Source organism: Streptomyces sp. NPDC007901 (genome assembly GCF_042959465.1).
Classification (GTDB): Bacteria; Actinomycetota; Actinomycetes; order Streptomycetales; family Streptomycetaceae; genus Streptomyces.
This window is the reverse complement of the sequence record NZ_JBIBKW010000021.1, coordinates 59,855-84,671: the sequence shown is the minus strand read 5'-3', so window position 1 is coordinate 84,671 and position 24,817 is coordinate 59,855. Positions and strand designations below refer to the sequence as shown.

Genomic DNA, 24,817 nt, shown 5'->3' with positions numbered 1-24,817 from the left:
GTGTGAGCGAACCGGAACGTCCCGCGCTGCGTCCTCCAAGGTCGAAGCCGACAGGGGGGAACAACCGTATGAAGATCCGCCGACCGCGGCTGCCGCGCACCCGTACCGGCCGACGGCGGCTGGTACAGGGCGTGATGGCCGGATGCGTGCTGGCGCTGCTGCCCTCCACCTGGCTGTACGTGGCGACGGCCGGCCGGCTGCACTCGGTGACGGACGTGCCACGCACCGACGTCGCCGTCGTCTTCGGCGCGGGCCTGTGGGACGGCGAACCGTCGCCGTACCTCGCGAACCGCCTGACCGCGGCGGCGGACCTGTACAAGGAGGGCCGGATCAAGGTCGTCCTCGTCACCGGCGACAACAGCCGCAAGGACTACGACGAGCCCGACGCCATGCGCACCTACCTCACCCGGCACGGCGTCCCGGCCAAGCGCATCGTCAGCGACTACGCCGGCTTCGACACCTGGGACTCCTGCGTCCGCGCCAAGAAGATCTTCGGCGTGAACCGCGCGGTCCTGATCAGCCAGGGCTTCCACATCCGGCGCGCGGTGGCCCTCTGCGAGGCCGCGGGCGTGACGTCGTACGGCATCGGAGTCGACGCCAAGCACGACGTCACCTGGTACTACGGGGGGACGAGAGAGGTCCTGGCGGCGGGGAAGGCGGCCCTGGACGTCGTCTTCGAGCCGAACCCCCAGTTCCTGGGCAAGAAGGAACCGGGGGTCGCCAACGCCCTCGCGGCAGCGCGCCCCTAGGGGCGCGGGGCTGTATCAATGTGCGGCTCCACCGCGTGGGCGCGACCAGCCCCCACCCACCCGCGGACAACTACCGAAACCGCGCCCCCCGTTTCTCCGAACACGCCTCCATCCCCTCCCGTAGCCCACCCTCCAACGCCCGATCGCGATGGCCGCCCCGGCCGTGGGACACCAGCCCCGCCCTCTCCGCCTCCCGGGCGTCCATGGTTCTCCCGGTGAGCACCAGGTCCATCGCCTTGGCGCGCCCGACCAGCCGCGTCAGCCACTGGGTTCCCCCGATCCCCGGGATCACCCCCAGCCGGATCTCGGGCTCGCACCCCCGCCCAGCGCGACCCCGTTGACGGCGGCCACCTTCGGCACGCGCAGGTCCGCGACCTCCTCCCACCAGCCGAAGTAGTCCTCGGCACAGCAGCGTTTGGCTCCGCCGGAACAACACCGCGACGCTCCGCGTCGCCACCACGAGATTCGCTTCACCCGGGCCTGAAGGCCGGAGCACTGGCCCTCACGTGGGCCGGGGCCCGGCGGGGAGACCGTCGTCCCGGTCGCGTAACACGCGACTGTCACGTGCCGTAACACGCCGGAAGCACGCTGGCCGCATGGAGACCGCCTCGACGCCCACCCACTGCCCGTACTGCGCCCTGCAGTGCGGCATGGCCCTGTCGCCCCTGCCCACGGGTGGCGTCGAGGTCTCCGAGCGCGCGGACTTCCCGGTGAACCGGGGCGCGCTGTGCGGCAAGGGCCGTACGGCACCCGAGGTGCTGTCGCCCGCGGTGCGGCTCACCTCGCCGTTGGTGCGCAAGGGCGGCACGTTGGTGCCGGCCTCCTGGGAGGAGGCGCTGGACCGGGTCGCCACCGGGCTGGCGGCGGCGCGTACGGCCCACGGCCCGGACGCGGTCGGTGTGTTCGGGGGCGGCGGGCTGACGAACGAGAAGGCGTACGCGCTCGGCAAGTTCGCCCGGGTGGTGCTGGGCACCTCGCAGATCGACTACAACGGCCGCTTCTGCATGTCCTCGGCGGCGGCCGCCGGCACGAAGGCCTTCGGCCTGGACCGGGGCCTGCCCTTCCCACTGGAGGACATCCCGAGGACCGGGTGCGTGATCCTGGTCGGTTCCAACCTCGCGGAGACCATGCCGCCGGCGCTCCGCTACTTCGCCGAACTTCGGGAAAACGGCGGCACGTTGATCGTCGTCGACCCGCGCCGGACGAAGACCGCCGAACAGGCCGATCTGCATCTCGCCCCGCGCCCCGGCACCGATCTCGCCCTCGCTCTCGGCCTGTTGCACCTGGTGGTGGCCGAGGGGCGGACCGACGAGGCGTACATCGCCGGGCGCACGGCCGGCTGGGAGGAGGCGCGGGCGGCTGCGATGGCGCACTGGCCGGAGTACGTGGAACGGATCACGGGGGTGTCCGTTCCTCAACTCCGGCAGGCGGTACGGCTGTTCTGCGAGCCCGAGGCCGCGATGGTGCTCACCGCGCGCGGGCCCGAGCAGCAGTCCAAGGGCACCGACACGGTCGGCGCGTGGATCAACCTGTGTCTGGCGACCGGCCGGGCGGGCCGTCCGCTGTCCGGCTACGGCTGCCTCACCGGGCAGGGCAACGGTCAGGGCGGCCGCGAACACGGCCAGAAGGCCGACCAGTTGCCCGGCTACCGCAAGCTGACCGACCCCGAGGCGCGCCGCCATGTGGCCGGGGTGTGGGGCGTGGACCCGGACAGCCTGCCGGGGCCGGGGCGCAGCGCGTACGAGCTGCTGGACGCGCTGGGGACGGAGGTGCGGGCGCTGCTGCTGATGGGGTCGAACCCGGTGGTGTCGGCGCCGCGGGCGGGGCATGTGGAGGAGCGGCTGGGGTCGCTGGACCTGCTGGTGGTATGTGACGTAGTACTGTCCGAGACCGCGGCCCTCGCCGACGTCGTCCTCCCGGTCACCCAGTGGGCCGAGGAGACCGGCACCACCACCAACCTCGAAGGCCGTGTGCTGCTGCGCCGTCAGGCCGTCACCCCGCCCGCCGGGGTCCGCAGCGACCTGGAGGTCCTGCACGGCCTCGCCGCCCGCCTCGGCGTGGAGAAGGGCTTCCCGGCCGACCCCGAGGAGGTCTTCGAGGAACTCCGCCGGGCCAGCGCGGGCGGCCCCGCCGACTACGCGGGCATCAGCTACCGCCGACTCGCCGAGGAACAGGGCGTGTTCTGGCCCTGCCCCGCCGAGGAGCCCGCGTCCGCCGGCACCCCCCGCCTCTTCCTCGACCGCTTCGCCACCGAGGACGGCCGGGCCCGCTTCGCCCCCGTCACCCACCGCCCGCTCGCCGAGGAACCGGACGACGAGTACCCGCTGCTCCTGACCACCGGCCGGGTCGTCTCCCAGTACCAGTCCGGCGCCCAGACCCGCCGCGTCGCCGAACTCAACGCGGCCGCGCCCGGCCCCTTCGTCGAACTGCACCCGCGCCTCGCGGCGCGCCTGGGCGCGGCCGACGGCGACCCGCTGGCCGTGGTCTCCCGCCGCGGCCGCGCCGTGGCCCCCGCCCGGATCACCTCGACGATCCGCCCGGACACCGTCTTCATGCCCTTCCACTGGCCGGGCGAGGGCCGCGCCAACACCCTCACCAACCCGGCCCTGGACCCGACTTCGCGCATGCCGGAGTTCAAGGCGTGCGCGGTGCGGGTGGAGACCGTGAAGTCCTGAGGTCCGTTCCGGGTCAGCGCGCCGGCCAGTCGCCCCCGGCGATCCGCCGCCCGTCGACGCGCAACTTCTCGGCCACGGCGGGCCCGGCGACGTACACCCAGGCCCGGACGGCGGCCCCGTCCCGCAGCCGTACGACATCCCGCTCCACGCGCACGTAGAGGCTCGCCGGGTCGCCCGGCACGCACTCCTCCAACTCGTCGAGTTCCAGGAGCAGCCGGTCGTACGACTCCGGGCGCGCGGTGACGAGTTCGCCGCGCACCTCCCCCTCCGGTTCCTCGACGGCGTAGGGATAGCCGGGCCCGTCGTAGAGCACCGCGCCCGCCAGCCGGCCGGGCTCCTCCGTTTCCGTGCGCCCGCGCAGGAACGCGTCGTGGTTGATCTCGCCGGGACGGAGCGTGCCGTAGACGAAGAACGGGAGGTGGCGGGGGTCGCGGGTGGTCACAGAACGGATTCTCCACCCACTCCACCTCCACACACATCTCCATGGAGGCGCTATGGACATGACATGTCGGGGGCTCTTAAATCTCTTCCACCATCAGCGCCACCGTTCCTCGAGACCGAGCGGGAGCAAGTCCTGTTGTCAGAACCCATGCTCAGCCGAACACCCCGAACGGTCTTGGGTGTTCTGGTCGACCGCGTTCTCCCGGCGTCCGGGCGGCACGGATCGCGTCCGTGGTCCGGGGATGCGGGGGCGGCTTCCCTCACGCCCGAGTCCCACCGGTCCGGCCTGGACGGTCCGATGCCCGCGCCCATCACTCTGGTGGATGCGGGGCGGTGCCGTCCGTCGCCGGATCGGGTGCCCCAGGGCGCGCCTTCCGATGGCCACCGCTGCCGCGTCGTGGCGAGTGACCTTCCTGTTCTTGGTGGTCAAGGGCTCTCGCCAGTACTGGGCACCCCACCTGCTGGTACAGGCGGGGTCAACGGCGATTACGGCGATGCCGAGTTCGGCCGCCATACCAACGAGCCGCGCCCGCAGCCTGGCCACGGGCATGCCGGAGATCAGCTTGCGGAAGCGTTTACGGCTGCCTTGCTTCTCGCGAGTCCTCTCCGATGGGAAGTCGAGGTCCTCGACCGCGATGGCGAGGCCGTGGCGCTTGGCCCAGTGCAGCAGCCTCATCAAGGCGTGCCGGACCTGCGCGTCACGGCGGTCGGAGGTGCCGGTGAGGTCGTAGTCGAAGCGGACGGGCCGACCGACAGGGTTGCCGTGTTCATCCAGGCGGCACGCGGCCAGGTGGTCCGCGTTGGTGTCGACACCTACGAGGCCGTTCGCGCGGGCCACCTCCAGTGGCACGGTCTGGACCGGCGAGACAGTCCAGGACGCGGTCAGGTACCAGCGACCCCGGCCCACGTCTTCATGGATGCGGTAAGCGACGGCCCGGTTGGCGGTGACACGATCGGCCCACCGCTCACCTCGGTGCGCGAAAGACACCTTGCCGTCGAGGACGTACCGACCGTGCGGTGCGTTCGCCAGATGCGCCAGGGGCGCAGGGAGTTCGAGGGAGACCTCACCCTCGGGACTGACGCGGATGGTTTCGTTGCCGTACCGCTTGCCGGACTCGCCATCGGCCTGCAGGAAACGGCGGCCGGCCTGCCACCGGTACCTCCACCCCTTCTCGGTAAGCCCATCGGCATCCAAGTGGTGCCGGGTGTTCAACAGGCGCTTGCCACCGCGCACCACGTGAACCACGTGAACCACGTGAACCACGTGAACCACGCCAGCCTGCCAGTCGGACAGTGCCGCCTCCAGCCTGCTTTGAAGAGCGTGCAGACGGCGGGACTTGGTGAACCATTCCCGTCGGCTGCGACAGCCACCCGGAGTGTGTTTGGTGCCTTTCTCCCTGACAGGCAGAGACAGCCGGTGCGTGATCGTGCGCACTGCCGCTTGGAGGCTGTGGATGTACGCGAGCGAGGCACGGCGGGCCAAAGCCCACTGGTCATGCGTGGCCTTCGTGATCGACCCGGCCCAGCGAGAGGAAGACTCCACGGTCAGAGACTTCTTGCGCTGCGCCCACCGCTCACCGTCATACTCCGGCCCGGTCGCACAACGCACCTTCAGATCACCGGAGGCGAGCGACCCCAGGTGGTCACCGACCAATCGCAGGACTTTCTCGTCCCCGGGCCTCAAGCCCTTGAGCCGGTCACGAACCGCCACTCCGGAAGGGCCGGGCACTACGAATGGCACCGCCACCGCGCGCAGCCCACCCATCCCCGTCGCCCCCCGATCCGGCGTCGCAGAAGCCCATCACCTTCCCCAACGACCCACGCCACCGAGGGTCACGCATTCGAGGAGAGAACTTTCGTTCCTACCGAGAAAGCCTGCGTACGCCGCCGCTCTCCCACGCACAAGAGCACGCTCACGTACCTCTGATGCCACCCCTTCACACCCCCCCACGCCTTCGAGGCGCATCCCCAAGGAGACCGATGAGCCGGACACGGAACACCCGAGCCTCCCGTCTCGCCACGGCGGGCGTCGCCGTCACCAGCGCGACCCTGCTGGCTGCCGCCCTGTCCCCCGCCGCCCACGCCGACACCAGACCGACCAGGGCCACCGCGATCGAGAACGCGGCGCAGGCACTCGTCCAGTACGCGGGCACCCTGGGACTCACGTCCACCGAGAGCACCTCGGTCCGGGACGTGGTCGTGGACAGGAACGGCACCCAGCACGTCCGTTACGACCGTACGTACCGGAAACTCCCCGTCCTGGGCGGCGACTTCGTCGTCCACCTCAAGCCGAACGGCAGCTACCGGAGCGCCGACCGCGCGACCCGCGGCACGATATCCCTCGCCTCGATCGTGCCGAACATATCCGCGCCGAAGGCCGCCGACCTCGCGGTGAACGCGCTGCGGGCGGCGAACCTCGGCGACGCGCTCAAGCAGGTGCAGGCCAAGCCGCAGCTGGTCGTCGACGCCCTGCACGGCACCCCGAAACTGGCCTGGCGCACCAACGCGGTCGGCAAGGACTCGCTCGGCAACCCGGTCGCCCGCACGGTGCTGACGGACGCCCGTACCGGCGCCCAGATCGACGCCTGGGACAGCATCGAGACGGCGACCGGCGACGGCCAGTCGCTGTACAGCGGCACGGTCCCGCTGCAGACCACGCAGTCCGGGTCGACGTACAACCTCACGGACCCCACCCGCGGCAACACGTTCACCGGGGACGCGGCCAACAAGACCGACCTGTGCATCTTCGGCATCTGCATCAGCCGGGCGCCCAACACGGTGTTCACCGACGCCGACAACCACTGGGGCACGGGGGCCACTTCGGACCGCGCCTCGGCGGCCGTGGACGCCCAGTACGGCACCAACGAGACCTGGGACTACTACAAGAACGTCCACGGCCGGAACGGCATCGCCGGGGACGGCAAGGGCTCGTACAACCGCGTCCACTACGGCAGCAGCTACAACAACGCCTTCTGGGACGACAGTTGCTTCTGCATGACGTACGGCGACGGTGACGGCACCACCTTCGGTCCGCTGGTGGCGCTCGACGTGGCCGGCCACGAGATGACCCACGGCGTCACCTCCAAGACGGCGGCCCTGACGTACTCGGGCGAGTCCGGCGGCCTGAACGAGGCCACCTCCGACATCCTCGGCACGCTGGTCGAGTGGTACGCCAACAACTCCTCCGACCCGGGCGACTACCTGATCGGCGAGAAGATCGTCCGCTCCGGCTTCGGCAAGACGGCGCTGCGCTACATGGACCAGCCCTCGAAGGACGGCAACTCGGCGGACTACTGGAGCTCCTCGGTCGGGAACCTGGACGTCCACTACTCCTCCGGCGTCGCGAACCACTTCGCGTACCTCCTCGCGGAAGGCAGCGGCGCGAAGACCGTCAACGGCGTGAGCTACAACTCGCCGACCTACAACGGCTCGACGGTCACCGGCATCGGCCGCGACAAGCTGGGCGCGATCTGGTACCGCGCGCTGACGGTCTACATGACGTCCTCGACGAACTACGCGGGCGCCCGGACGGCGACGCTGAACGCGGCCAAGGACCTGTACGGGGCGGGGAGCACGGAGTACAACGCCGTGGCGGCCGCCTGGAGTGCGGTGAACGTGAACTGAGTCGCGTTCCGGATCCATGACGGCGGCCGCCCCGGCGAACGAACCGGGGCGGCCGTCGCATACACCCCGGACGACGTGGAATAGCGCAATTCAGGGAAAGGAACCCGCGAAGTCGAGGAATTCCGGAATATCTCCTGAGCGGAACCCATGGTGAAGATGTGCAGCTTCGGTGACGGCCCGCCGAATTCCCCGACCACCATGTCCGTACATGCACTTGCGGCAATTCTCCACGTGCACTAACTAGATAAAACATGAACTTGTTCAGCCGCCCCCACACCGCGCGCCGCACCCCCACGGCCCCGCCCCGCCCCACGAAGGCACCGGCCTCCCCCACCTCCGCGCCCATCCTGCTCGACCCCGCCCTCGCCGCCCTCACCGGCGAATGGATCATCGACCCGGCCCACAGCAGAATCGGTTTCTCGGTCCGGCACGCGATGGTGACGACGGTCCGCGGAGCGTTCACCGCATACAAGAGCCGGCTCTACTTCGACGGCCGCGACCCGTCCCGCTCCCAGGCGGAACTCATCCTCTCCACGGGCAGCGTCGACACCGGCGTGGAGCAGCGGGACGCCCACCTCGTCGGCCGCGACTTCCTCGACGCCGCGGCCTTTCCCCGAATGCGCTTCCAGAGCACGGCGGTCCGCCTCAAATCCCCCGACGTGTACGTCATGACCGGCGACCTGACCATCAAGAACACGACGCGTCCGGTGGACCTGGAGCTGACCTACATAGGCCATGTCACCGACCCCTTCGGCTACCAGCGCGTCGGCTTCGACGGCACCACCACCATCAACCGCATGGACTGGGGCCTCGCCTACAACTCCCGGCTGGCGGAGGGCGGCGCGATGGTGAGCGAGACGGTACGGCTGCAGTTCGACATCGCGGCGATCCGGACGGTGCCGGAGGGCGCGGTTTGACGTGCTCCCTGGCCTAAAGTCCAGGGATTCCGGCCTGGGCCGTGCGACCCTTCCGGGGGCTTCCTGCTTCACCGCGCTGCGCGGGCACACGTGCCCGTCTTACCGGCGCTCCACAGGCGTTTGGCGTCTCCGCCCGTCCGGCGGCGACGATACGGCGTCCTTCGAAGAGGACATTGCGGGCTGCGTTGTGGTCGCGGTCGTGCACCGTGCCGCACTCGGCGCACGCCCACTCACGGACGTCAAGAGGCTTCGGACCGTCCCGGAAACCGCAGGCCGAGCAGACCTGGGAAGAGGGGAAGGCCCGGTCCACCTTGGCGAAGGTACGGCCGTGCCTGAGTGCCTTGTACTCCAGCATGCCGACGAACGCGGACCATCCCGCGTCGTGCACGGACTTGGCGAGCCGGGTGCGGCCCAGACCGGACACCGCGAGGTCTTCCACATACACCGCTTGGTTGTCGCGGATGATCTGTGTGGATACCTTGTGGTGGAAGTCCCGGCGCCGGTCCGCCACCCTGGCGTGCTGGCGTGCGACCTTGATGCGGGCCTTGGCCCGGTTCTTGGATCCCTTCTGCTTGCGGGACAGCTCCCGCTGCAGGCGCTTGAGTTTCTTCTCGGCCCGGCGCAGGAAGCGCGGGCTGTTGATCTTCCGGCCGTCGGACAGGACGGCGAAGGCGGACAGGCCCAGGTCGATACCGGCGTCGGTCTCCGCCTCGGGGAGGATGTCCGGCCCGGTGTCCACGACGAAGCTGAGGAAGTACCGGCCGGAGCTGTCCTTGGTGACGGTGAGAGAAGTCGGGGCTGCCGGAAGCCGGCGCGACCACGTGACCTTGAGGTTGCCGACCTTGGCCACGTACACCGTGCCGTCGCCCTGGAGGCAGAAGGCGTTGGTGTTGAGGCGGATCGACTGCCGGGTGTCCTTCTTCGACTTGTACCGGGGCGGCCCCGCCTTGCGGCCCTGCCGCTTGCCCTTGACCGAGTCGAAGAAGTTCTTGTAAGCGGTGTCGAGGTCGCGAAGGGACTGTTGCAGGACGACCGCGGAGACGTCGGCGAGCCAGGCGCGTTCTTCGGTGCGCTTGGCCTGGGTGATGCGAAGCCGGGACAGCTCGGCCGACTTCACGTACGGCAGCCCCGCCGCGTGTGCTTGCCTGCGTTCACTCAGACAGTCGTTCCACACAACACGGGCGCACCCGAACGCCTTCGCCAGCGCACGGCGCTGGGAGGCATCCGGGTAGACCCGGTAGTTGTAGCGGAGCTGCATATCGATCACCGTATTGATGCCGTGCGGCCACTCGCGACAGAAGATCACATTCCATCGGAATTGCGCGCGGAATGAGCAATCATGTTCGATATCGCATCGACACTGGTGCACTACCCGCCCAAGGTCGCCGTCCCCAAGCTGGTCAACAGCCTCAAGTTCACCGGCAGGATCAACCGCGCCATCATGCACGGGCACCTGTGGTCGCCCGCCTACCTCTCCGCGTCGTGCGGCGGTGCGCCGTTGGCGATCGTCCGCCAATACGTCGAGCAGCAGAAACGTCCGCTCTAAAGTGCACGTCAGAGCAGTCTTGAGATGCATTCATCCCCGGCGTGAACGCCGGGGCTTTCTGCAAGGAACCCGGTAACGGGAGCATCGCCTCCGGAGGGCTCGTGATCGCGGCCGGCTCCCGGCCGTCAGGCCGTGCGCACCGCCGTCAGCGGTCCGCCGGCCCATGCCAGGCGGACGCATCGGAAGTCCTCCCGTGCGTCCAGCTCGGCCAGAAGGCACGAGGTCCAGGGCCCGGTCGAGGTGGGTGAACCTGCCCGGCCAGGTGTCTGCGAAGACGAGGTCGTTCCCGGGCGACGGCCTGGATGCCGGGGTCGAGTTCGACGGTGGTCAGGCGGGAGGCCGGGTCCATGCCGCTGAGGAGCCAGGCGGTGCCCTCCCCGGCCCCGGTGCCGAGTTCGAGGATCCGGCCCGCGGGCCGGGCGGCGGAGAGCGCCGCCAGGAAGCTTCCCGTGCGGTCCTCGCTGGACATAAGGCCGCTGCCGCGCTCGCCGAGCTCGTGGAGGTTCAGCTGCGGGTGCAGGGTGCTGACCACCCGAACACCCTGGCCGTTCGGCACAGCCTGGCCCGCTGGCAGGGGGAGGCCGGTGACGCGGCGAGGGCCGCGCAGGCCTTCGCGGAGCTGGTGTCCGACCGACGGCGTATGCAGGGCCCCGACCACCCCGACACCCTGGCCGCCCGCCACAACCTGGCCAACTGGCAGGGGGAGGCGGGTGCTGCGGCGGGGGCCGCGCAGGCCTTCGCGGAGCTGGTGTCCGACCGGCGGCGGGTACAGGGCCCCGACCACCCCGACACGGTCCTGGCCCACCGGGAGGCCCAGGGTTGGGCCGAGCGGGCGACGGGCTACAACATACCTGCGGTGGCGGGCCGTTCACGGCTCCGCCGGTGGGCGGCAGCCCGCCCGTGGGGGAAGAAGGCGGCGCGACCCTGAGGGCCGCCCCCGGGCAGGACCAATGAGTTCCGCGCGCCGTCGGCCGAACCACTGCCTGCCCCGTCGACGCAGACATCCACCGGCTCGACGCGGTCCGGCCCGCGTGTTCCGTGCCTCGCTGTCTTAGTCATCGATGCCGGGGACTGGTGGAGTGGCGTGGGCTGCGAGGACGGGGGCGCGGCAGGGGTGTCGCACGATCTCGAACAGACCGTCACCACTCTCACCCGTGAACTGCTCGCGTTCGAGGCGCTCTTCGAGCTCCGTCACGGCGTCATACGCGCACTCCTTGGCCGCGCTGCTGAGGCGAGGCATGACCAGACGCCTGATCTGCCGCTCCACATCGAGACTCTTCCGCTCCACCGCCTGCTTGGCATCGGCGATGCGCCAGTCGACGTCGACGGTGCCGTGGAAGCGCAAGCCCTTGTCGGCACTGTCGAGTTGCACATCGAGCACGGTGCTCTCCTGGGCGACGTTGACAACCCAGTAGGTGCTCGTGGGCCGGAACCAGCGCTGTCCGGATGTAGGCAACTCACCCTTGGGCAGACAGTGGAGTGTGGTGCCGAGGAGAAGCACCACGCATTCGCCGGCTCCGGGGCGGGCTTCTCCCATGATGGAACGGGGCCAGGCCATGGGGAATGGCCCGCGCACGGGTCCGTTCGGGACAGCCAAGTCAACTCCTCGGTCTCTGTTGTCACTCAGGGCGTAGAGCTGCCGCAGAAGGCGGACGTCGGAATTCCGACTGTCGATCAATCACGCTAGCGTCGAGTGGGTGACGACCACCCGTGGCGTTCGCGGACTCCCGTTCCTGTCCCGGATGAGCTCCCCTCGTGACCGGTTTCGTCCATACCGAGGCCCTTCTTGCATAGCGACCGCCCCGGGGAGCGACCGCCTGTCGGGAGATGCCGTGGTCGTAGCCGTGATCGGCGAAGAGGGCGCGGGGTCACCCGTTCACTCCCCCCGGCGCCCCCATTCGTGTGTTCTTCACACTATTCGCTGTGCAGCCCCTTTGACCTGCCCGAACTCCCCAGCAACCCGCTTCGTGACCCCCCTCTGTGACACCCGTTCATCCCACAGCTGACGGAATCTCGGGGAGCGGGGCCGGGCCGCCTGCTTTTACCTCGGTAGAGCAAGGGAGTGGACGAGCTCGACGGAGGAGCACCATGCGACGCACCGCCCGTCTGCTGGCCGGGACCGCGCTCGCCGTGGCCGCGGCCGGTGTGGCCGCCGCACCGGCGTACGGCGGCGGCACCGACACCCTGGACGTGTACCCGTCGACCGCGGCGCCGGGCGGCCAGGTCAGCGTGAACACCGCGGCCTGCGGGGAGAAGGGGTCGGCGGTCGGCGACGCCGGCTCCGTCGGCGCGGGCACGTTCACGCTGGCGCCGAGCGCGCACGAGGGCGAGGCGATCGGGCAGTTCCGGGTGCCGCCGAGCGCGCAGCCGGGGACGTACGAGATCGTCGCGAAGTGCGCCGACGGGACCCGGCAGGTGACCGGGGACCTGACGGTGGCGCTGACGCCGGCCGCCGCCGGGCAACTGCAGCCCCACGGCAGTGTGAAGACGGGGGTCGGTGGTGCCCTGGGCACCGACCCCGTGCAGACCGCGGCGGGTGTGACGGCTCTGGCCGTCGCCGCCGCGGGCGGTACCTGGCTCCTGCATCGCCGGGCGAGAGGCGATGTGATCTGACGGACACCCTCCGCTGTCCGTCCGCCGGTACCGCACATCCCACCCCCTCCGGGTCCGACGCCCCTCGCGGCCCGGAGGGGGTAGGGGGTCACGTTTGCCAGAGGTTCTCACCTTCCCTGGCGCCTGGTCCCCCTGTGAGACGTTCCGACCTCTGAAAGAGGGGTTCGCATGCGCAAGATCGGGGACACCGCGATAGCCGCCGTCACCGTCGTAGCCCTCGGCTCGGGCATCTGGCTCCTCGCACCCGGCGCCGGAGCGCACACCCCGCCGCAGCCGTCCGCCGCCGAGGGCCGCCCCGACCCCGTCGAGGAACGGCTGCGGGCTCCCGCACTGCCGCACTCCCCGCCCACCCGGATCCGTATCCCCGCCATCCATGTGAACGCCCCCCTCATGGGCCTCTCCCTCACCCCCGCCGGCAGCCTCGACGTCCCGCCCGCCGGCGAGAAGAACCTCGCCGGCTGGTACGAGGCCGGCACCGCGCCCGGCGAGATCGGCACCGCGATCGTCGCCGGGCACGTCGACAACACCGAGGGCCCGGCCGTCTTCTACGACCTCGGCGCCCTCAAGCGCGGCGCGACCATCGAGGTGGACCGGCAGGACAAGGCCGTCGCCGTGTTCACCGTGGACGCGGTGGAGGTCTACCAGGCCCGCGACTTCCCGGACGAGAAGGTGTACGGCGCCGCGCGGCGCCCCGAGCTCAGAGTGATCACCTGCGGCGGCGGTTACTCGCGCACGACCGGCTATCAGGGCAACGTCGTCGTCTTCGCCCACCTGACCGGCAGCCGCTGAGCCGTACACAACCGCTCCCCCGCCCGACCGTCCCCCTCCGGCCTGCGGCGCAGCCCGACCGCACCCCCGCGTTTCCCCCACCTCACAGCCCCCGCCGACCCGCCCCCGGACCCCTCACACCCATCCCCCGCCTTCGAAGAGGGCAGCGTTCCTCGTGGGAAACAGTGGTGATGCGGCCGGGTAACGTCGGCCGCGCACGCTCCTGGCATGACCTCGAATACGCGTGTGGTGGTGATCGGCGCCGGCCTCGCGGGCGTCCGTCTCGCCCGGCGGCTCGGTGAGCTCGGCACGGCCGGAGGGGCCAGTGGCGCCGGCAGGGCCGGTGCGCCCGGCACCTCCGTGACGCTCGTCGGCGACGAGGAGCACCGCCCGTACAACCGGGTGCTGCTCGCCGAGGTGCTGGCCGGCCGCTACGCCCCCGAGGTGATCGCCCTGCCCGCGCCCGCCGACATCGTCCGCGCCCGGGTGACCGGCATCGACCGCGCCGCCCGGACCGTCGGCTGCGCGGACGGCACGGAGATCGCATACGACACGCTGGTCCTGGCCACCGGCTCCAACCCGGTACTCCCGCCGCTGCGCGGGCTGTTCACGCCGGACCACGTCCTCCCCGAGGGCGTGCACGCGTTCCGGACCATGGACGACTGCCTGGGGCTGTCCAAGACGGTACGGCCCGGGGTGCGGGCGGTGGTCGTCGGCGGCGGGCTGCTCGGGGTCTCCGCGGCCCGCGCGCTCGCCGTGCGCGGCGCGAAGGTCGTCCTCGCCCAGCAGGCGGAACGGCTCATGGAGCGCCAGCTCGACCCGGCCGCCTCGAAGCTCGTGCTGCGCCACCTGAAGGACCTGGGCGTCGAGGTGCACACCGAGTGCCGGGTGCGGGACCTGCGCTGCGTCGGCGGCGCGGTCCGCTCGGTGGAACTCGCCGACGGGTACGTCCTCGACGCCGATCTCGTCGTCGTCGCGTGCGGGGTCCGGCCCCGGGTCGGCCTGGCCCAGGACGCCGGACTCGCCGTCCACCAGGGCATCCTCGTCGACGACGAACTACGCACCTCCGACCCGCACATCCACGCGATCGGCGACTGCGCCCAGCACGAGGGGACGGTGTACGGCCTGGCGGCACCCGCCCTCGAACAGGCCGAGGCGCTCGCCGAGTTGCTCGCCGGGGACGGCGACTGCCGCTACACCGGCACCCGTTCCCTCACCCGGCTCACCCTCGCCGGCACCGACTCCCCGCTCAAGACGTTCGACCTCGCCGCGTTCGGCGAGACCGAAGCCCGCCCCGGCGACGACGTCGTACAGCTCGCCGACGCCACCCGGGGCACGTACCGCAAGGTCGTCGTCCGTGACGACCGGCTGGTCGGCGGGGTCCTGGTCGGCGAACTCGGCACCGTCGGCGCGCTCGCCCGCGCCTGGGAGGGAGCAGAGCCGCTGCCCTCCGGCGGCGGGCCGCTGCTCCACCTGCTCACCAACGATGGAGGCTCCTGATGACCACCGCCCCGGGGGCCACCCCCACGATCGTGCTCGTCGGCCACGGCATGGTCGGCCAGCGCTTCCTCGAGGCGCTCGCCGAGCGCGGCCTGACCGCCACGCACCGCGTGGTCGTGCTGTGCGAGGAGCCGCGTCCGGCGTACGACCGGGTCGCCCTCACCTCGTACTTCGCGGGCAAGAGCCCCGAGGAACTCTCCCTGACCGACCTGGAGTTCATCGAGACGCACGGCATCGAGCTGTACGTCGACGACCCGGCGGTGACGGTCGACCGCGAGGCGCGGAAGGTGACGGCCAGGTCGGGCGCGGTGTTCGCGTACGACACGCTGGTCCTGGCCACCGGTTCCTTCCCGTTCGTGCCGCCCGTCCCGAACAAGGACGCCACCGGCTGCTTCGTCTACCGCACGATCGAGGACCTGCTCGCGATCGAGGAGTACGCGAGGACGGCCACCACGGGTGCCGTGGTCGGCGGCGGTCTGCTCGGTCTGGAGGCGGCCGGCGCGCTCAAGGGCCTCGGACTCACCTCGCACATCGTGGAGTTCGCGCCCCGGCTGATGCCGGTCCAGGTGGACGAGGGCGGTGGCGCGGCCCTGCTGCGCACCATCGAGGAGATGGGGCTGAGCGTGCACACGGGTGTGGGCACGCAGGAGATCGTCGTCGACGAGGCCGGCGCCGTGACCGGCATGAAGCTGTCCGACGGTTCCGAACTCGCCACCGATCTGGTGGTGTTCAGTGCCGGTGTGCGGCCGCGCGACCAACTCGCCCGGGACTGCGGGCTGTCCGTCGGCGAGCGCGGCGGCATCACGGTCGACGAGCAGTGCCGTACCGTCTCCGACCCGCAGGTGTTCGCGATCGGCGAGTGCGCGCTGGCGGCGGACGGCCGGGTGTACGGCCTGGTGGCACCGGGTTACGAGCAGGCCGAGACGGCCGCCGCCACCATCGCCGCCGACGAGGCCGCCTTCACCGGCGCGGACCTGTCCACCAAGCTGAAGCTGCTCGGCGTGGACGTGGCCTCCTTCGGCGACGCGCACGGCGCGACCGAGGACTGCCTGGACGTCGTCTACTCCGACTCCCGTTCCGGTCTGTACAAGAAGCTGGTCATCGGCCGGGACGGCACGCTGCTCGGCGGCATCCTGGTCGGGGACGCGGAGGCGTACGGCACGCTGAAGGCGTTCACCGGTTCGGTGCCGCCCATCTCGCCGGAGTCGCTGGTGCTGCCGGCCGGCGCCGGGGAGTCCGTGCAGCTCGGCCCGACCGCGTTGCCGGACGACGCGATCATCTGCTCCTGCAACAACGTCCGCAAGGGCACGATCCGCGGCGCGGTCACCGAGCACAGCTGCACCACCGTGCCCGAGGTGAAGAAGTGCACCAAGGCCGGTACGACGTGCGGCAGTTGCGTCAAGGTGCTCGGCCAGCTGGTCACCGCCGAGCTGGAGGCGTCCGGCGTCGAGGTCGACAAGGGCCTGTGCGGCTGCTTCGCGCAGACCCGCGAGGAGCTGTACGAGATCGTCCTCGCGCTGCGCCTCAACACCTACCAGGACCTGCTGGACCGCTACGGCCGGGAGGGCGCCCGGGGCGGCGACGGCTGCGAGGTCTGCAAGCCGGCGGTGGCGTCGATCATCGCGTCCCTCGCCCCGACGATCGGCGCGAGCGGCTATGTCCTGGACGGCGAGCAGGCCGCGCTCCAGGACAGCAACGACCACTTCCTCGCCAACCTCCAGAAGAACGGCTCGTACTCGGTCGTCCCGCGGATCCCCGGCGGCGAGATCACCCCCGAGGGGCTGATCGTGATCGGTGAGATCGCCCGCGACTTCGGCCTCTACACGAAGATCACCGGCGGCCAGCGGATCGACATGTTCGGGGCGCGGGTGGAACAACTCCCGCTGATCTGGACGCGATTGGTGGACGCGGGCTTCGAGTCCGGGCACGCGTACGGCAAGTCGCTGCGCACGGTGAAGTCCTGCGTGGGCTCGACGTGGTGCCGGTACGGCGTCCAGGACTCGGTGCGGATGGCGATCGACCTGGAACTGCGCTACCGGGGGCTCAGGTCGCCCCACAAGCTCAAGTCGGCGGTCTCCGGCTGTGCCCGGGAGTGCGCGGAGGCCCAGTCGAAGGACTTCGGCGTGATCGCCACCGCGGGCGGCTGGAACCTGTACGTCGGCGGCAACGGCGGCGCCACCCCGCGCCACGCGGACCTGCTCGCGCAGGACCTGTCCGACGCCGAACTGGTCCGGCTGATCGACCGTTTCCTGATGTTCTACATCCGTACGGCCGACCGCCTGGAGCGCACCTCGACCTGGCTGGAGCGGATCCCGGGCGGCCTCGGCCACGTCCGTGACGTCGTCGTCGAGGACTCCCTGGGCATCTGCGAGGAGCTGGAGTCGCTGATGGCCGCGCATGTCGCCCACTACGCCGACGAGTGGGCGTCGACCGTCAACGACCCGGAGAAGCTCGCCCGGTTCGTGTCCTTCGTCAACGCCCCCGACACCCCCGACCCGGTCGTCGGCTTCGTCCCCGAGCGGGACCAGATGAAGCCCGACCTGCCGCTGCTGTCCATCGGCATGCGCCCCGCGCACGACACGGCAGACGTTCTGGAAGGAAGCGCCCAGCGATGACCCTGGCACCCGAGACCACCGACCTGAAGGTCCAACTGCAGCTGGAGGACAGCTGGTTCACGGTCTGCGACCTGGACCGGCTGACCCCCGGCCGGGGCGTGGCCGCACTCCTGCCGGACGGCCGCCAGGTCGCCCTCTTCCGCGACCGCGCGGACCGGCTGTACGCCATCGACAACCGCGACCCGTTCGGCGGCGCGGCGGTCCTCTCCCGCGGCCTGACCGGCACCCACCAGGGCCGCCCGTTCGTCGCCTCGCCCCTGCTGAAGCAGCGCTTCGACCTGGTGACCGGGCAGTGCCTGGACGACGAGACGGTGCGGGTGGCCGCGTACGAGGTTCGGGCAGCCTGAACTCCCCGCCCTGCTTGACCGATCACTGCTTGACTGATCGTTCCAGAAAAAACTAGGCTCTGGCACATGGCCAGGACCAAGGAGTTCGACCCGGACACCGCGCTGCTGTCGGCCCTGGAGCTGTTCTGGCGGCGCGGCTACGAGGCGACGTCCATGGCCGACCTGGTCGAGCACCTGGGCATCGGCCGGGCCAGCCTCTACGCGACCTTCGGCAGCAAGCACGACCTGTACCTGAAGGCGCTGGACCGCTACCAGCAGGACCGCCTCCCGCCCCTGCTGCGGGCCCTGTCCCAGCCGGGCCCGGTACTGCCGGCCGTACGCGCGCTGGTACGGCAGTACGCCGACGAGTCCGCCACCGACGAGCTGCGGCTGCGCGGCTGCATGGTCACCAACGCGGCGGCCGAACTCGCCCCGCACGACCCGGCCGCCGCGCGCAGCGTCGAACACGACTGGGACCGCGTCGAGACGGCGCTGCACGCGGCCCTCGTCCGGGCCCGGGCCCAGGCCGAACTCCCCGCCGACCGCGCGCCGCTGGCCCTCGCCCGCACCCTGCTGGTCCTGCTGCAGGGCCTGCGGGTGGTGGGCAAGGCCTCGACGGACCCGGCGCGGGTCCGGGACGCGGCGGACCAGGCGTTGCGCCTGCTGGACTGACGGACCCTCCCCGCTGCCGCGGGGATTTTTTTCGCCTCGATACTGAACCGATCGTTCAAGAAAAGGGAAGATCATACTGATGGCTACCACTGGGGATCGTTTCTCGGGTCGTACGGCGCTGGTCACCGGCGGCGGCAGTGGCATCGGGCGGGCCGTCGCCCTGGCGTTCGCGGCGGAGGGCGCGCGCGTGGTCGTGACGGGCCGCCGTGCGGAGCCGCTGAAGGAGACGGTCACGCTGATCGAGGAGCGGGGCGGCGAGGCGCTGGCGGCACCCGCCGACGTCTCGCGGCCCGGGGACGCGGAGGCGCTGGTGGCGGCCGCCGTGGACCACTTCGGTTCGCTGGACGTGGCGGTGAACAACGCGGGGGTCTTCCGGGGCGGGGTGCCGCTGGCCGACCTCCCGGAGGCCGACTGGCACGAGCAGCTGGCGGTCAACGTCACCGGCGTGCACCTGGCGCTGCAGGCCGAGATCCGGCGGATGCGGACCCAGCCGACGGGCGGCGCGATCGTCACCGTCTCCTCGAACTTCGGCGTCCACACCGCGGCCCCCGGCGCCGCCGCCTACTCGGCGACGAAGGCCGCGGTGACGGCGCTGAGCCGGGGTGCGGCGCTGGACCACATCCGCGACGGCGTCCGCATCAACGTGGTGAGCCCCGGCGCGACCGCCACCTCGATGTCGCTGCGCGCGGGCGAGACGGACGCGGACCGGGCGGAGCGGGCGCGGGCCACCCTTCCCCTGGGCCGGGTCTCGGCCACGGAGGAGATCGCGGCGGCCGTGCTGTACCTGGCCTCGGACGCCGCGGCGTCGGTGGTGGGGACGGACCTGGTGGTGGACAGCGGCGCCTCGCTGTAGCCGCCGGCCACCGGCCGCTGCGGCTCAGGACGCCTTCAGGACGCCTTCAGGACGGCGTCGTAGGACACCCCGCTGAGCCGCTCCGACGCGTCCCAGAGGCGTCGCGCCATGGTGTCGTCACGGGTCCAGGGCGCCCGCCGGGAAGGGGCGGGCGCGCCGCGCCACATCGCGATCGAGGGCCCGGTGAAGGAGTCGGGCCGTACGCCGGGGGCGGTGGCCGCGTAGAGCGTGGGCAGGGCCCCGGCCTCGGCGGACTGCGCGAACACGGCATTCGCGGCCGCCATCATCCGCTCGGTGCCACGCCGCCCCTCGGCACGGGGCCCGGCGGTCTGCAGACCGGTGGCGGCGTACCCCGGATGAGCGGCGGCGGCGACCGGACCGGCACCCTGCCCTTCGGCACGCCGGGCCAGCTCGTGGGTGAACAGCAGGTTGGCACTCTTGGACCGCGCGTACGCGACCCAACGCCGGTAGCGGCGCGCGCTGTTGACGTCGTCGAGATCGATGTTGGCGAGGACGTGCATCATGCTGGAGACGGTGACGACGCGGGCGCCGGGGGCACGGAGCAGCAGGGGCATGAGCAGCCCCGTGAGGGCGAAGTGCCCGAGGTGGTTGACCCCGAACTGCGTCTCGAACCCGTCCGCTGTGGTCCCGTACGGCGGCGCCATCACCCCGGCGTTGTTGACGAGCAGATCGAGCCGGTCGCAGGGGAAGGACCGCGCGAACTCCCGTACGGACCCCAGGTCCCCGAGATCCAGCCTCCCGAACTCGACGTCCGCGTCCGGCACTTCGGCGACCATCCGGTCCCCGGCCGCCCGCCCCCGCGCCTCGCTCCGGCAGGCGAGCACGACCCGGGCGCCCTTGCGGGCCAGCTCCCGCGCGGTGACGTACCCGAGCCCGCTGTTGGCCCCGGTGACGACGGCGACCCGACCGGCGAGATCCGGGATGTCACCACTGTTCCAGCCCCTGCTCAGACCTCTGATCCGGCCGCCGCTCATGGGGTGCCCTCCACCGGTGGGGTCCGTGTCGCGGCCAGCATACGAGGGCGGGGCGCCGGGGATGCCGGACGACGCGGCCGTACACCGCACGGCCCGCGCACGAACCGGCCGGCGCGTAGGGTGCCGGGATGATCGGCATTCCGGAGGCACTGGCGCGGGGCACGATCGACCGCGAGGGCGACCGTGGGGCGGCCTGGATCGCGGAACTCCCCGCGATCGTGGCCGACTTGCTGGAACGCTGGGAGTGCGTACCCGACGGTGAGGTGATGCACGGGGGTGTCGGGCTGGTGGTCCCCGTACGACAGCGGCCCACCGGCACACGCGCCGTCCTGAAGGTGTCCTTCCCGCACCCCGGCAACGTCCACGAGCCGGACGCGTTCGAGGTGTGGGCCGGCCGTGGTGCGGTGCTGCTCCACCGACGCGACGACGCCCGCTTCGCCCTCCTCCTGGAACGGGCCCACCCGACCACGCTGGCGGCGCTGGAGTCCGACGACGAGACGGTGGTGACCATCGCGGGCCGCCTCAACCGCCGCCTGGCCGTCCCGGCGCCCCCGGACCTGCCCCGCCTCCGGGACCGGGCGGACCTCTGGGCGACGGAACTGCACCGGAACACGGCGGAACTGTCCCACGCGCTCCCGCCCCGCGTGACGGACGCGGCCGTGGCCACGGCCCGCGAACTGGGGCTCACCCAGCCGGACACCCTCGTCCACGGCGACCTGCACGCACGGAACATCCTGCGGGCGGACCGCGAGCCGTGGCTGGCCGTCGACCCGAAGGGCCACGTCGGCGACCCGGCGTACGACGGCGGCACCCTGCTGAAGTCCCGCGCGCTCTCGCTCATGCGGGCCGACGACCTCCCCAAGGCCGTCCACCGTCTCCTCGACGTCTTCGCGGACGCGGCGGAACTGGACCGCGAACGGGTCGGACGCTGGGCCCAGTTGCACGCCGTGCAGGCGGCGTTCTGGGGCCGCCGGCACGGGTTCCGTATCGCCCGGGGCGGCCCTCAGCGGGACCGGATCACCGAATTCGCCGACACACTGGCGGAGTTGCTGGTCGCGTGACGGCGCACGACCGTACAGGATGCGCACATGGCCCACCTCCACGACATCGTCGTCGACGCCGCCCACCCCGCGTCGGCGGCCCGCTTCTGGGCCGCCGCCCTCGACGACTACGCCGTAGCCCCCTACGACGACACCGAACTGGCCCGCCTGCGCTCCCTGGGCATCGACAGCCCCGAGGACGACCCGACGGTCCTGCTCGAACCGGCCTCGGGCGGCCCGCGCCTGTGGTTCCAGCTCGTCCCGGAACAAAAACAGCTGAAGAACCGCGTTCACCTGGACGTCCGGGCCGCCGACCCGGAGGCGGAGACACTACGCCTGACGGCACTCGGGGCGTCGGTGCGCGCCCGCCACGACGATCACACGGTCCTGGCGGATCCGGAGGGCAACGAGTTCTGCCTCTTCCCCCTCACCCCCTAGCTGTTGCGGGTCAGGACGTTGGTGACGGCGCATAGTGGTGGGCAAGATGGGTCGCGAGGTCGCTGAGGTGAGCCCTGGCTTCGGTGGGGCCGTGCACAGTGATGGCGCTCCCGAACGGCAGTAGTGCTCGCACGTCCTCCAGATGCAGGAAGCGGATCGTTGCCTTGCGGCCGGTGGCGGATTCTTCATGTTCGTCCCAGACGAGTCGTCGGCCAAAGATCCGTTGCGCTCGCTCGATCTGGGTCTGGTCGATGGTGGCGCTGACCTCTATCGCGTGGTTGTGTTCCCACTGATCAACGAGCGCTGCAGCGACGGTTGCCAGGGTCTGGCTCTCGCGGATCCGTCGTGGCTGGTCGACTTCTTTCCACGTCGCGATCCGTTCGAGTCGGTACATCCGCGGCAGTCGGGCACAGTCGGCGACGAGGTACCAGATGCCGGCCTTGGCGAACAGCCCGTAGGGATCCACGACCAGGTCGCGTGGGCATGACTCGCGTGGGCTGTCGTACTCGATCCGTAGTCGGCGACCTCGCCGCACTGCGCCGATCAGCGAAGCCGGAGTCGTGCCGGAAGCTCGTGCCTGACGCCAGGGACGGCTGTCCACGTGCACTACGTCGGTGAGCGGCAGGAGCTCATGAACTCGACGTGGCTGTGCAGCGGCGATCTTGGAGAGCGCGCGCCGGCTTTCGACCGATGCGTTGAGCTCCTCACGTTGCTTCTCATCCAGCCCGGTGAGCGACAGATGATCACGCTCGCCCGGTGTGAGTCGCGTGAGGTCGAGTCCGGATCCGGGCAGCATGGTCACGCCTCCGAGGCGGCCCCGGTGTGCGGTCACCGGCAGACCGGCGTCGCGGAGCCAGTTCAGGTCTCGGGTGATGGTTCGAAGGGACACCCCGAGCGCTGAGGCGAGTTCCTGTGTGGTCACGGCATCCCTCGATTCGAGGAGCAGCATCAGGGTGAAGAACCGGTCTGGGGTCACACACCAATTTTTTCAGGAATTGCGACACGATGCGGCGCATATCCCGGTCAGGCTGGTGGATGCGTACCTACGACCTGGGAGAAGGAACAACCATGACCACATCCGTCGTGTCCATCGTCTACGTGAACGACGCTCCCGCCGCAGCTCGTTTCTACGGCGACCTCCTCGGCAAGAGCCCCTCGTTCGAGACTCCGGGATACATCACCTTCGACCTCGGGCCAGGCGCTGACCTCGGTCTGTGGTCCGGCCAGTTCGAGGATCTGTCACCGGACGTCCCGCGCACCAGTGAGGTTTGCCTGGCCATCGACGGTGGGCCCGACGAGTTCAACGCGACCTTTGAGCAGTGGAAGTCCAACGGGGTCACGATCCTGCGCGAACCTCATGATGCGGGGTTCGGGCTGACCTTCCTCGCAGCCGATCCTGACGGGAACCGTATCCGCGTCGCACCGCGGGACTGAAAGGCCGCAATGCGGCAGGCGCGCACGACAGGTGTCACGCCTGCCGTCGTCCGACTTCGAGAGGACGACGAGTGCCTCACGCGAGTGCGCTCCTGAGCGTCGAGGGCCGAGACGGCTCGTGAAGCGGTGCCGGACACGTTCCATTGCCCCCGTCGCCGCTGAGATGGGTATCTCTCGCGCATGCGCCGGCAAGTGGGTACATCGCCGGCGGCTACACGGTGATGCGGGATTGCAAGACCGGGCGTCGAGTCCGCACCGGAGTCCGAACGCGACTCCGGCATGGATCATCGAGCAGATCGAGTCCTGGCGCCGCGAGCTCAAGTGGTCCGCGCAACGGATCAGCGACGAACCTGTCAGTATCGGTTTTGTGATCGACCGGCGAACTGTCAGCCGACACCTGACCCGGCTCGGCCTCGGCAAACGCCGCTTCATCGACCCAGGCGGTGAGAACAACCGGAAGCCGGGGAAGATCACCGCCCGGATCCACGGCCGGGACAGCGATCAGGCCGAGGTCGCCAGTCGGGCGAAGTCGGCCGGGGCAAAGCGTGGCTACGTCTACCTGCACTCCGTCGTCGATGGCTTCCCACGGCTCGCCTGCACAGAACCGCTGGGTGGAGAAGGGCGCGACAGCTGCTGCTTTCCTCGCCCGGGCGCAGGTCTGGTTCGCCGCCCACGGCATCAACCACATCCACCGGGTCGTCACCGACAATGGCGCTTGCTACCGCTCCGGCGACTTCGCCCGCATCGTCGGGCAAGGCACCCGGCATCAGAGAACCAAGCCATACACACCTCGGCACAACGGGAAGGTGGAGCGCTACCAGCGCGTCATGGCGGAGGAAGTCCTCTACGCCCGCGAGTTCACCAGCGAGGACGCCCGGTCAGCCGCGATCGCAGTGTGGAACATCCACTACAACTACCACCGGCCGCACCGTGCTGCCGCCGGAAAGCCGCCAGCGGCACGCCTCCGCGAGAGCGTCACCAACGTCGAGCCCTCATACACCCAGCGACCGCCCACCCGCCCTCCGTTCGCCCCCGTCACCGCCGCCCGCCGAACTCCCACTCCTGCACCTCGACGTCCGCGTACCGGACCGGCCCCAGAACGGCCCGCGCCGCCTCCGGTCCCTCGGCCCGGACCAGCGCCGCCGTACCGACCCAGACGCCGCCGTCGTCGGACAGCAGCGGCCCGAACGCGATCAGCTCGCCACGATCGGCCCCGCCCGGCAGGTCGCCCCCACCACCGCCGACGACGGCGTCCTGCTCCGGCCCAAGGCCCAGCACCAGGTACCGCTTGCCACCGCTCCGCCCACCCGGGAACTCCCACATCGTGCGCCCCAGCAGATTCCGCCACCGCCGCAGCAGCACGTCCCGGTACGCGCCCGCCTGGTAGTTCGGCTCGTCGAAGGCGAACGCCCGGGCAGCCGCCGGATCCGGCAGCTCGACGATGTGCACACTCCCGCTCAGCGTCTCACCGTCCGCCCCGAACGTCGGCCCACGAGCGATCAGCTCGGCGCCGTACCGGTCCATGTACGACCAGTGCTCCTCCACCAACGCCCTGCGCAGCGCCCCGGAGCCGACCCGGTCCCGGTGATAACAGAAGAACTCCATGACCAC

General features: G+C 70.8%; 24 protein-coding genes and 2 pseudogenes. 17 read left to right on the top strand and 9 right to left on the bottom strand.

Annotated elements, in window-relative coordinates:
- Window positions 1–68 precede the first annotated feature (68 nt).
- Entirely contained in the window at window positions 69–749 is a 681-nt protein-coding gene (locus ACFZDK_RS43850) for an ElyC/SanA/YdcF family protein (RefSeq protein WP_390981518.1), read from the top strand.
- Window positions 750–915: 166 nt separating this feature from the next.
- Here the strand turns inward: ACFZDK_RS43850 and ACFZDK_RS43845 are convergent.
- Window positions 916–1,130: pseudogene (locus ACFZDK_RS43845) on the bottom strand (enoyl-CoA hydratase-related protein); the annotation flags it as partial.
- Between the two features lie 215 nt (window positions 1,131–1,345).
- Here ACFZDK_RS43845 and ACFZDK_RS43840 point away from each other — a divergent pair.
- Window positions 1,346–3,424: a molybdopterin-dependent oxidoreductase gene (locus ACFZDK_RS43840; protein ID WP_390981516.1), complete on the top strand. Its 2,079-nt coding sequence runs from the start codon at window positions 1,346–1,348 to the stop codon at window positions 3,422–3,424.
- 13 nt (window positions 3,425–3,437) lie between these two features.
- On the opposite strand, the gene ACFZDK_RS43835 is transcribed toward ACFZDK_RS43840, so the two are convergent.
- A complete protein-coding gene (locus tag ACFZDK_RS43835) occupies window positions 3,438–3,866 on the bottom strand; it encodes a gamma-glutamylcyclotransferase (protein WP_390981514.1) in 429 nt (142 codons plus the stop codon).
- 138 nt (window positions 3,867–4,004) lie between these two features.
- Window positions 4,005–5,630, bottom strand: a complete 1,626-nt coding sequence (locus ACFZDK_RS43830; RefSeq protein ID WP_390981512.1) for an IS200/IS605 family accessory protein TnpB-related protein — start codon at window positions 5,628–5,630, stop codon at window positions 4,005–4,007.
- A gap of 215 nt (window positions 5,631–5,845) precedes the next feature.
- Here ACFZDK_RS43830 and ACFZDK_RS43825 point away from each other — a divergent pair, with 215 nt between their 5' ends.
- Window positions 5,846–7,489, top strand: a complete 1,644-nt coding sequence (locus ACFZDK_RS43825; protein WP_390981510.1) for a M4 family metallopeptidase — start codon at window positions 5,846–5,848, stop codon at window positions 7,487–7,489.
- A gap of 251 nt (window positions 7,490–7,740) precedes the next feature.
- Window positions 7,741–8,406 carry a YceI family protein gene (locus ACFZDK_RS43820; protein ID WP_390981508.1) on the top strand — a complete coding sequence of 222 codons (666 nt, stop codon included), beginning with the start codon at window positions 7,741–7,743 and terminating at the stop codon, window positions 8,404–8,406.
- 13 nt (window positions 8,407–8,419) lie between these two features.
- Here the strand turns inward: ACFZDK_RS43820 and ACFZDK_RS43815 are convergent, their stop codons facing one another.
- Window positions 8,420–9,664, bottom strand: a complete 1,245-nt coding sequence (locus ACFZDK_RS43815) for an RNA-guided endonuclease TnpB family protein (protein ID WP_390981506.1) — start codon at window positions 9,662–9,664, stop codon at window positions 8,420–8,422.
- An 81-nt stretch (window positions 9,665–9,745) separates the two neighbouring features.
- Here ACFZDK_RS43815 and ACFZDK_RS43810 point away from each other — a divergent pair, with 81 nt between their 5' ends.
- On the top strand, window positions 9,746–9,952 hold the full coding sequence (locus tag ACFZDK_RS43810) for a transposase (RefSeq protein WP_390981504.1): 207 nt from the start codon (window positions 9,746–9,748) through the stop codon (window positions 9,950–9,952).
- A gap of 145 nt (window positions 9,953–10,097) precedes the next feature.
- On the opposite strand, the gene ACFZDK_RS43805 is transcribed toward ACFZDK_RS43810, so the two are convergent.
- Complete coding sequence (locus ACFZDK_RS43805) at window positions 10,098–10,484, bottom strand: O-methyltransferase (RefSeq protein ID WP_390981502.1); 387 nt, start codon at window positions 10,482–10,484, stop codon at window positions 10,098–10,100.
- On the opposite strand from ACFZDK_RS43805, the gene ACFZDK_RS43800 reads away from it, so the two are divergent.
- On the top strand, window positions 10,467–10,880 hold the full coding sequence (locus ACFZDK_RS43800; RefSeq protein WP_390981500.1) for a tetratricopeptide repeat protein: 414 nt from the start codon (window positions 10,467–10,469) through the stop codon (window positions 10,878–10,880). The genes ACFZDK_RS43805 and ACFZDK_RS43800 overlap by 18 nt on opposite strands.
- A 123-nt stretch (window positions 10,881–11,003) precedes the next feature.
- Here ACFZDK_RS43800 and ACFZDK_RS43795 read toward each other — a convergent pair whose 3' ends face one another.
- The gene (locus tag ACFZDK_RS43795; RefSeq protein ID WP_390981498.1) at window positions 11,004–11,489 is read right to left on the bottom strand and encodes a hypothetical protein; all 486 of its coding nucleotides are present in this window, start codon (window positions 11,487–11,489) and stop codon (window positions 11,004–11,006) included.
- A gap of 551 nt (window positions 11,490–12,040) precedes the next feature.
- Between ACFZDK_RS43795 and ACFZDK_RS43790 the strand changes: the two genes are divergently transcribed.
- The 7 genes from ACFZDK_RS43790 to ACFZDK_RS43760 all read left to right on the top strand — a co-directional run bounded on the left by ACFZDK_RS43790 (window position 12,041) and on the right by ACFZDK_RS43760 (window position 19,299).
- Window positions 12,041–12,565, top strand: coding sequence for a hypothetical protein (locus tag ACFZDK_RS43790; RefSeq protein WP_390981496.1), 525 nt, complete (start codon window positions 12,041–12,043; stop codon window positions 12,563–12,565).
- A 168-nt stretch (window positions 12,566–12,733) separates the two neighbouring features.
- Window positions 12,734–13,354: a class F sortase gene (locus ACFZDK_RS43785; RefSeq protein WP_390981494.1), complete on the top strand. Its 621-nt coding sequence runs from the start codon at window positions 12,734–12,736 to the stop codon at window positions 13,352–13,354.
- Between the two features lie 207 nt (window positions 13,355–13,561).
- Window positions 13,562–14,833, top strand: a complete 1,272-nt coding sequence (locus ACFZDK_RS43780) for an FAD-dependent oxidoreductase (protein ID WP_390981492.1) — start codon at window positions 13,562–13,564, stop codon at window positions 14,831–14,833.
- Window positions 14,833–17,448 carry a nitrite reductase large subunit NirB gene (gene nirB, locus ACFZDK_RS43775; protein ID WP_390981490.1) on the top strand — a complete coding sequence of 872 codons (2,616 nt, stop codon included), beginning with the start codon at window positions 14,833–14,835 and terminating at the stop codon, window positions 17,446–17,448. Before ACFZDK_RS43780 ends, nirB begins: the two co-directional genes overlap by 1 nt.
- Complete coding sequence (gene nirD, locus ACFZDK_RS43770; protein WP_390981488.1) at window positions 17,445–17,795, top strand: nitrite reductase small subunit NirD; 351 nt, start codon at window positions 17,445–17,447, stop codon at window positions 17,793–17,795. Before nirB ends, nirD begins: the two co-directional genes overlap by 4 nt.
- A gap of 66 nt (window positions 17,796–17,861) precedes the next feature.
- Window positions 17,862–18,446: a TetR family transcriptional regulator gene (locus ACFZDK_RS43765; protein ID WP_390981486.1), complete on the top strand. Its 585-nt coding sequence runs from the start codon at window positions 17,862–17,864 to the stop codon at window positions 18,444–18,446.
- 79 nt (window positions 18,447–18,525) lie between these two features.
- Window positions 18,526–19,299, top strand: a complete 774-nt coding sequence (locus ACFZDK_RS43760) for a glucose 1-dehydrogenase (RefSeq protein WP_390981483.1) — start codon at window positions 18,526–18,528, stop codon at window positions 19,297–19,299.
- Window positions 19,300–19,334: 35 nt separating this feature from the next.
- Here ACFZDK_RS43760 and ACFZDK_RS43755 read toward each other — a convergent pair whose 3' ends face one another.
- Complete coding sequence (locus tag ACFZDK_RS43755; protein ID WP_390981481.1) at window positions 19,335–20,294, bottom strand: oxidoreductase; 960 nt, start codon at window positions 20,292–20,294, stop codon at window positions 19,335–19,337.
- Window positions 20,295–20,422: 128 nt separating this feature from the next.
- Here ACFZDK_RS43755 and ACFZDK_RS43750 point away from each other — a divergent pair, with 128 nt between their 5' ends.
- Window positions 20,423–21,355, top strand: a complete 933-nt coding sequence (locus ACFZDK_RS43750; RefSeq protein WP_390981479.1) for an aminoglycoside phosphotransferase family protein — start codon at window positions 20,423–20,425, stop codon at window positions 21,353–21,355.
- 27 nt (window positions 21,356–21,382) lie between these two features.
- The gene (locus tag ACFZDK_RS43745) at window positions 21,383–21,772 is read left to right on the top strand and encodes a VOC family protein (protein WP_390981477.1); all 390 of its coding nucleotides are present in this window, start codon (window positions 21,383–21,385) and stop codon (window positions 21,770–21,772) included.
- 10 nt (window positions 21,773–21,782) lie between these two features.
- Here the strand turns inward: ACFZDK_RS43745 and ACFZDK_RS43740 are convergent, their stop codons facing one another.
- A complete protein-coding gene (locus ACFZDK_RS43740) occupies window positions 21,783–22,748 on the bottom strand; it encodes a WYL domain-containing protein (RefSeq protein ID WP_390981475.1) in 966 nt (321 codons plus the stop codon).
- Window positions 22,749–22,840: 92 nt separating this feature from the next.
- Here ACFZDK_RS43740 and ACFZDK_RS43735 point away from each other — a divergent pair, with 92 nt between their 5' ends.
- Both ACFZDK_RS43735 and ACFZDK_RS43730 read left to right on the top strand, forming a co-directional pair.
- On the top strand, window positions 22,841–23,206 hold the full coding sequence (locus ACFZDK_RS43735) for a VOC family protein (protein ID WP_390981707.1): 366 nt from the start codon (window positions 22,841–22,843) through the stop codon (window positions 23,204–23,206).
- A 71-nt stretch (window positions 23,207–23,277) separates the two neighbouring features.
- Window positions 23,278–24,207: pseudogene (locus tag ACFZDK_RS43730) on the top strand (IS481 family transposase); the annotation flags it as partial.
- 34 nt (window positions 24,208–24,241) lie between these two features.
- On the opposite strand, the gene ACFZDK_RS43725 reads toward ACFZDK_RS43730, so the two are convergent.
- Window positions 24,242–24,811, bottom strand: coding sequence for a YciI family protein (locus ACFZDK_RS43725; RefSeq protein WP_390981473.1), 570 nt, complete (start codon window positions 24,809–24,811; stop codon window positions 24,242–24,244).
- Between the last annotated feature and the right edge of the window lie 6 nt (window positions 24,812–24,817).

Excerpts from the sequence above, each read along its gene's own strand:
- ACFZDK_RS43850 (WP_390981518.1), top strand. The coding sequence starts at position 69 with ATGAAGATCCGCCGACCGCGGCTGCCGCGCACCCGTACCGGCCGACGG.
- ACFZDK_RS43840 (WP_390981516.1), top strand. The coding sequence starts at position 1,346 with ATGGAGACCGCCTCGACGCCCACCCACTGCCCGTACTGCGCCCTGCAG.
- ACFZDK_RS43830 (WP_390981512.1), bottom strand. The coding sequence starts at position 5,630 with ATGGGTGGGCTGCGCGCGGTGGCGGTGCCATTCGTAGTGCCCGGCCCT.
- ACFZDK_RS43825 (WP_390981510.1), top strand. The coding sequence starts at position 5,846 with ATGAGCCGGACACGGAACACCCGAGCCTCCCGTCTCGCCACGGCGGGC.
- ACFZDK_RS43820 (WP_390981508.1), top strand. The coding sequence starts at position 7,741 with ATGAACTTGTTCAGCCGCCCCCACACCGCGCGCCGCACCCCCACGGCC.
- ACFZDK_RS43815 (WP_390981506.1), bottom strand. The coding sequence starts at position 9,664 with ATGCAGCTCCGCTACAACTACCGGGTCTACCCGGATGCCTCCCAGCGC.
- ACFZDK_RS43810 (WP_390981504.1), top strand. The coding sequence starts at position 9,746 with ATGTTCGATATCGCATCGACACTGGTGCACTACCCGCCCAAGGTCGCC.
- ACFZDK_RS43795 (WP_390981498.1), bottom strand. The coding sequence starts at position 11,489 with ATGGGAGAAGCCCGCCCCGGAGCCGGCGAATGCGTGGTGCTTCTCCTC.
- ACFZDK_RS43790 (WP_390981496.1), top strand. The coding sequence starts at position 12,041 with ATGCGACGCACCGCCCGTCTGCTGGCCGGGACCGCGCTCGCCGTGGCC.
- ACFZDK_RS43785 (WP_390981494.1), top strand. The coding sequence starts at position 12,734 with ATGCGCAAGATCGGGGACACCGCGATAGCCGCCGTCACCGTCGTAGCC.
- ACFZDK_RS43780 (WP_390981492.1), top strand. The coding sequence starts at position 13,562 with ATGACCTCGAATACGCGTGTGGTGGTGATCGGCGCCGGCCTCGCGGGC.
- nirB (WP_390981490.1), top strand. The coding sequence starts at position 14,833 with ATGACCACCGCCCCGGGGGCCACCCCCACGATCGTGCTCGTCGGCCAC.
- nirD (WP_390981488.1), top strand. The coding sequence starts at position 17,445 with ATGACCCTGGCACCCGAGACCACCGACCTGAAGGTCCAACTGCAGCTG.
- ACFZDK_RS43765 (WP_390981486.1), top strand. The coding sequence starts at position 17,862 with ATGGCCAGGACCAAGGAGTTCGACCCGGACACCGCGCTGCTGTCGGCC.
- ACFZDK_RS43760 (WP_390981483.1), top strand. The coding sequence starts at position 18,526 with ATGGCTACCACTGGGGATCGTTTCTCGGGTCGTACGGCGCTGGTCACC.
- ACFZDK_RS43755 (WP_390981481.1), bottom strand. The coding sequence starts at position 20,294 with ATGAGCGGCGGCCGGATCAGAGGTCTGAGCAGGGGCTGGAACAGTGGT.
- ACFZDK_RS43750 (WP_390981479.1), top strand. The coding sequence starts at position 20,423 with ATGATCGGCATTCCGGAGGCACTGGCGCGGGGCACGATCGACCGCGAG.
- ACFZDK_RS43745 (WP_390981477.1), top strand. The coding sequence starts at position 21,383 with ATGGCCCACCTCCACGACATCGTCGTCGACGCCGCCCACCCCGCGTCG.
- ACFZDK_RS43735 (WP_390981707.1), top strand. The coding sequence starts at position 22,841 with ATGACCACATCCGTCGTGTCCATCGTCTACGTGAACGACGCTCCCGCC.
- ACFZDK_RS43725 (WP_390981473.1), bottom strand. The coding sequence starts at position 24,811 with ATGGAGTTCTTCTGTTATCACCGGGACCGGGTCGGCTCCGGGGCGCTG.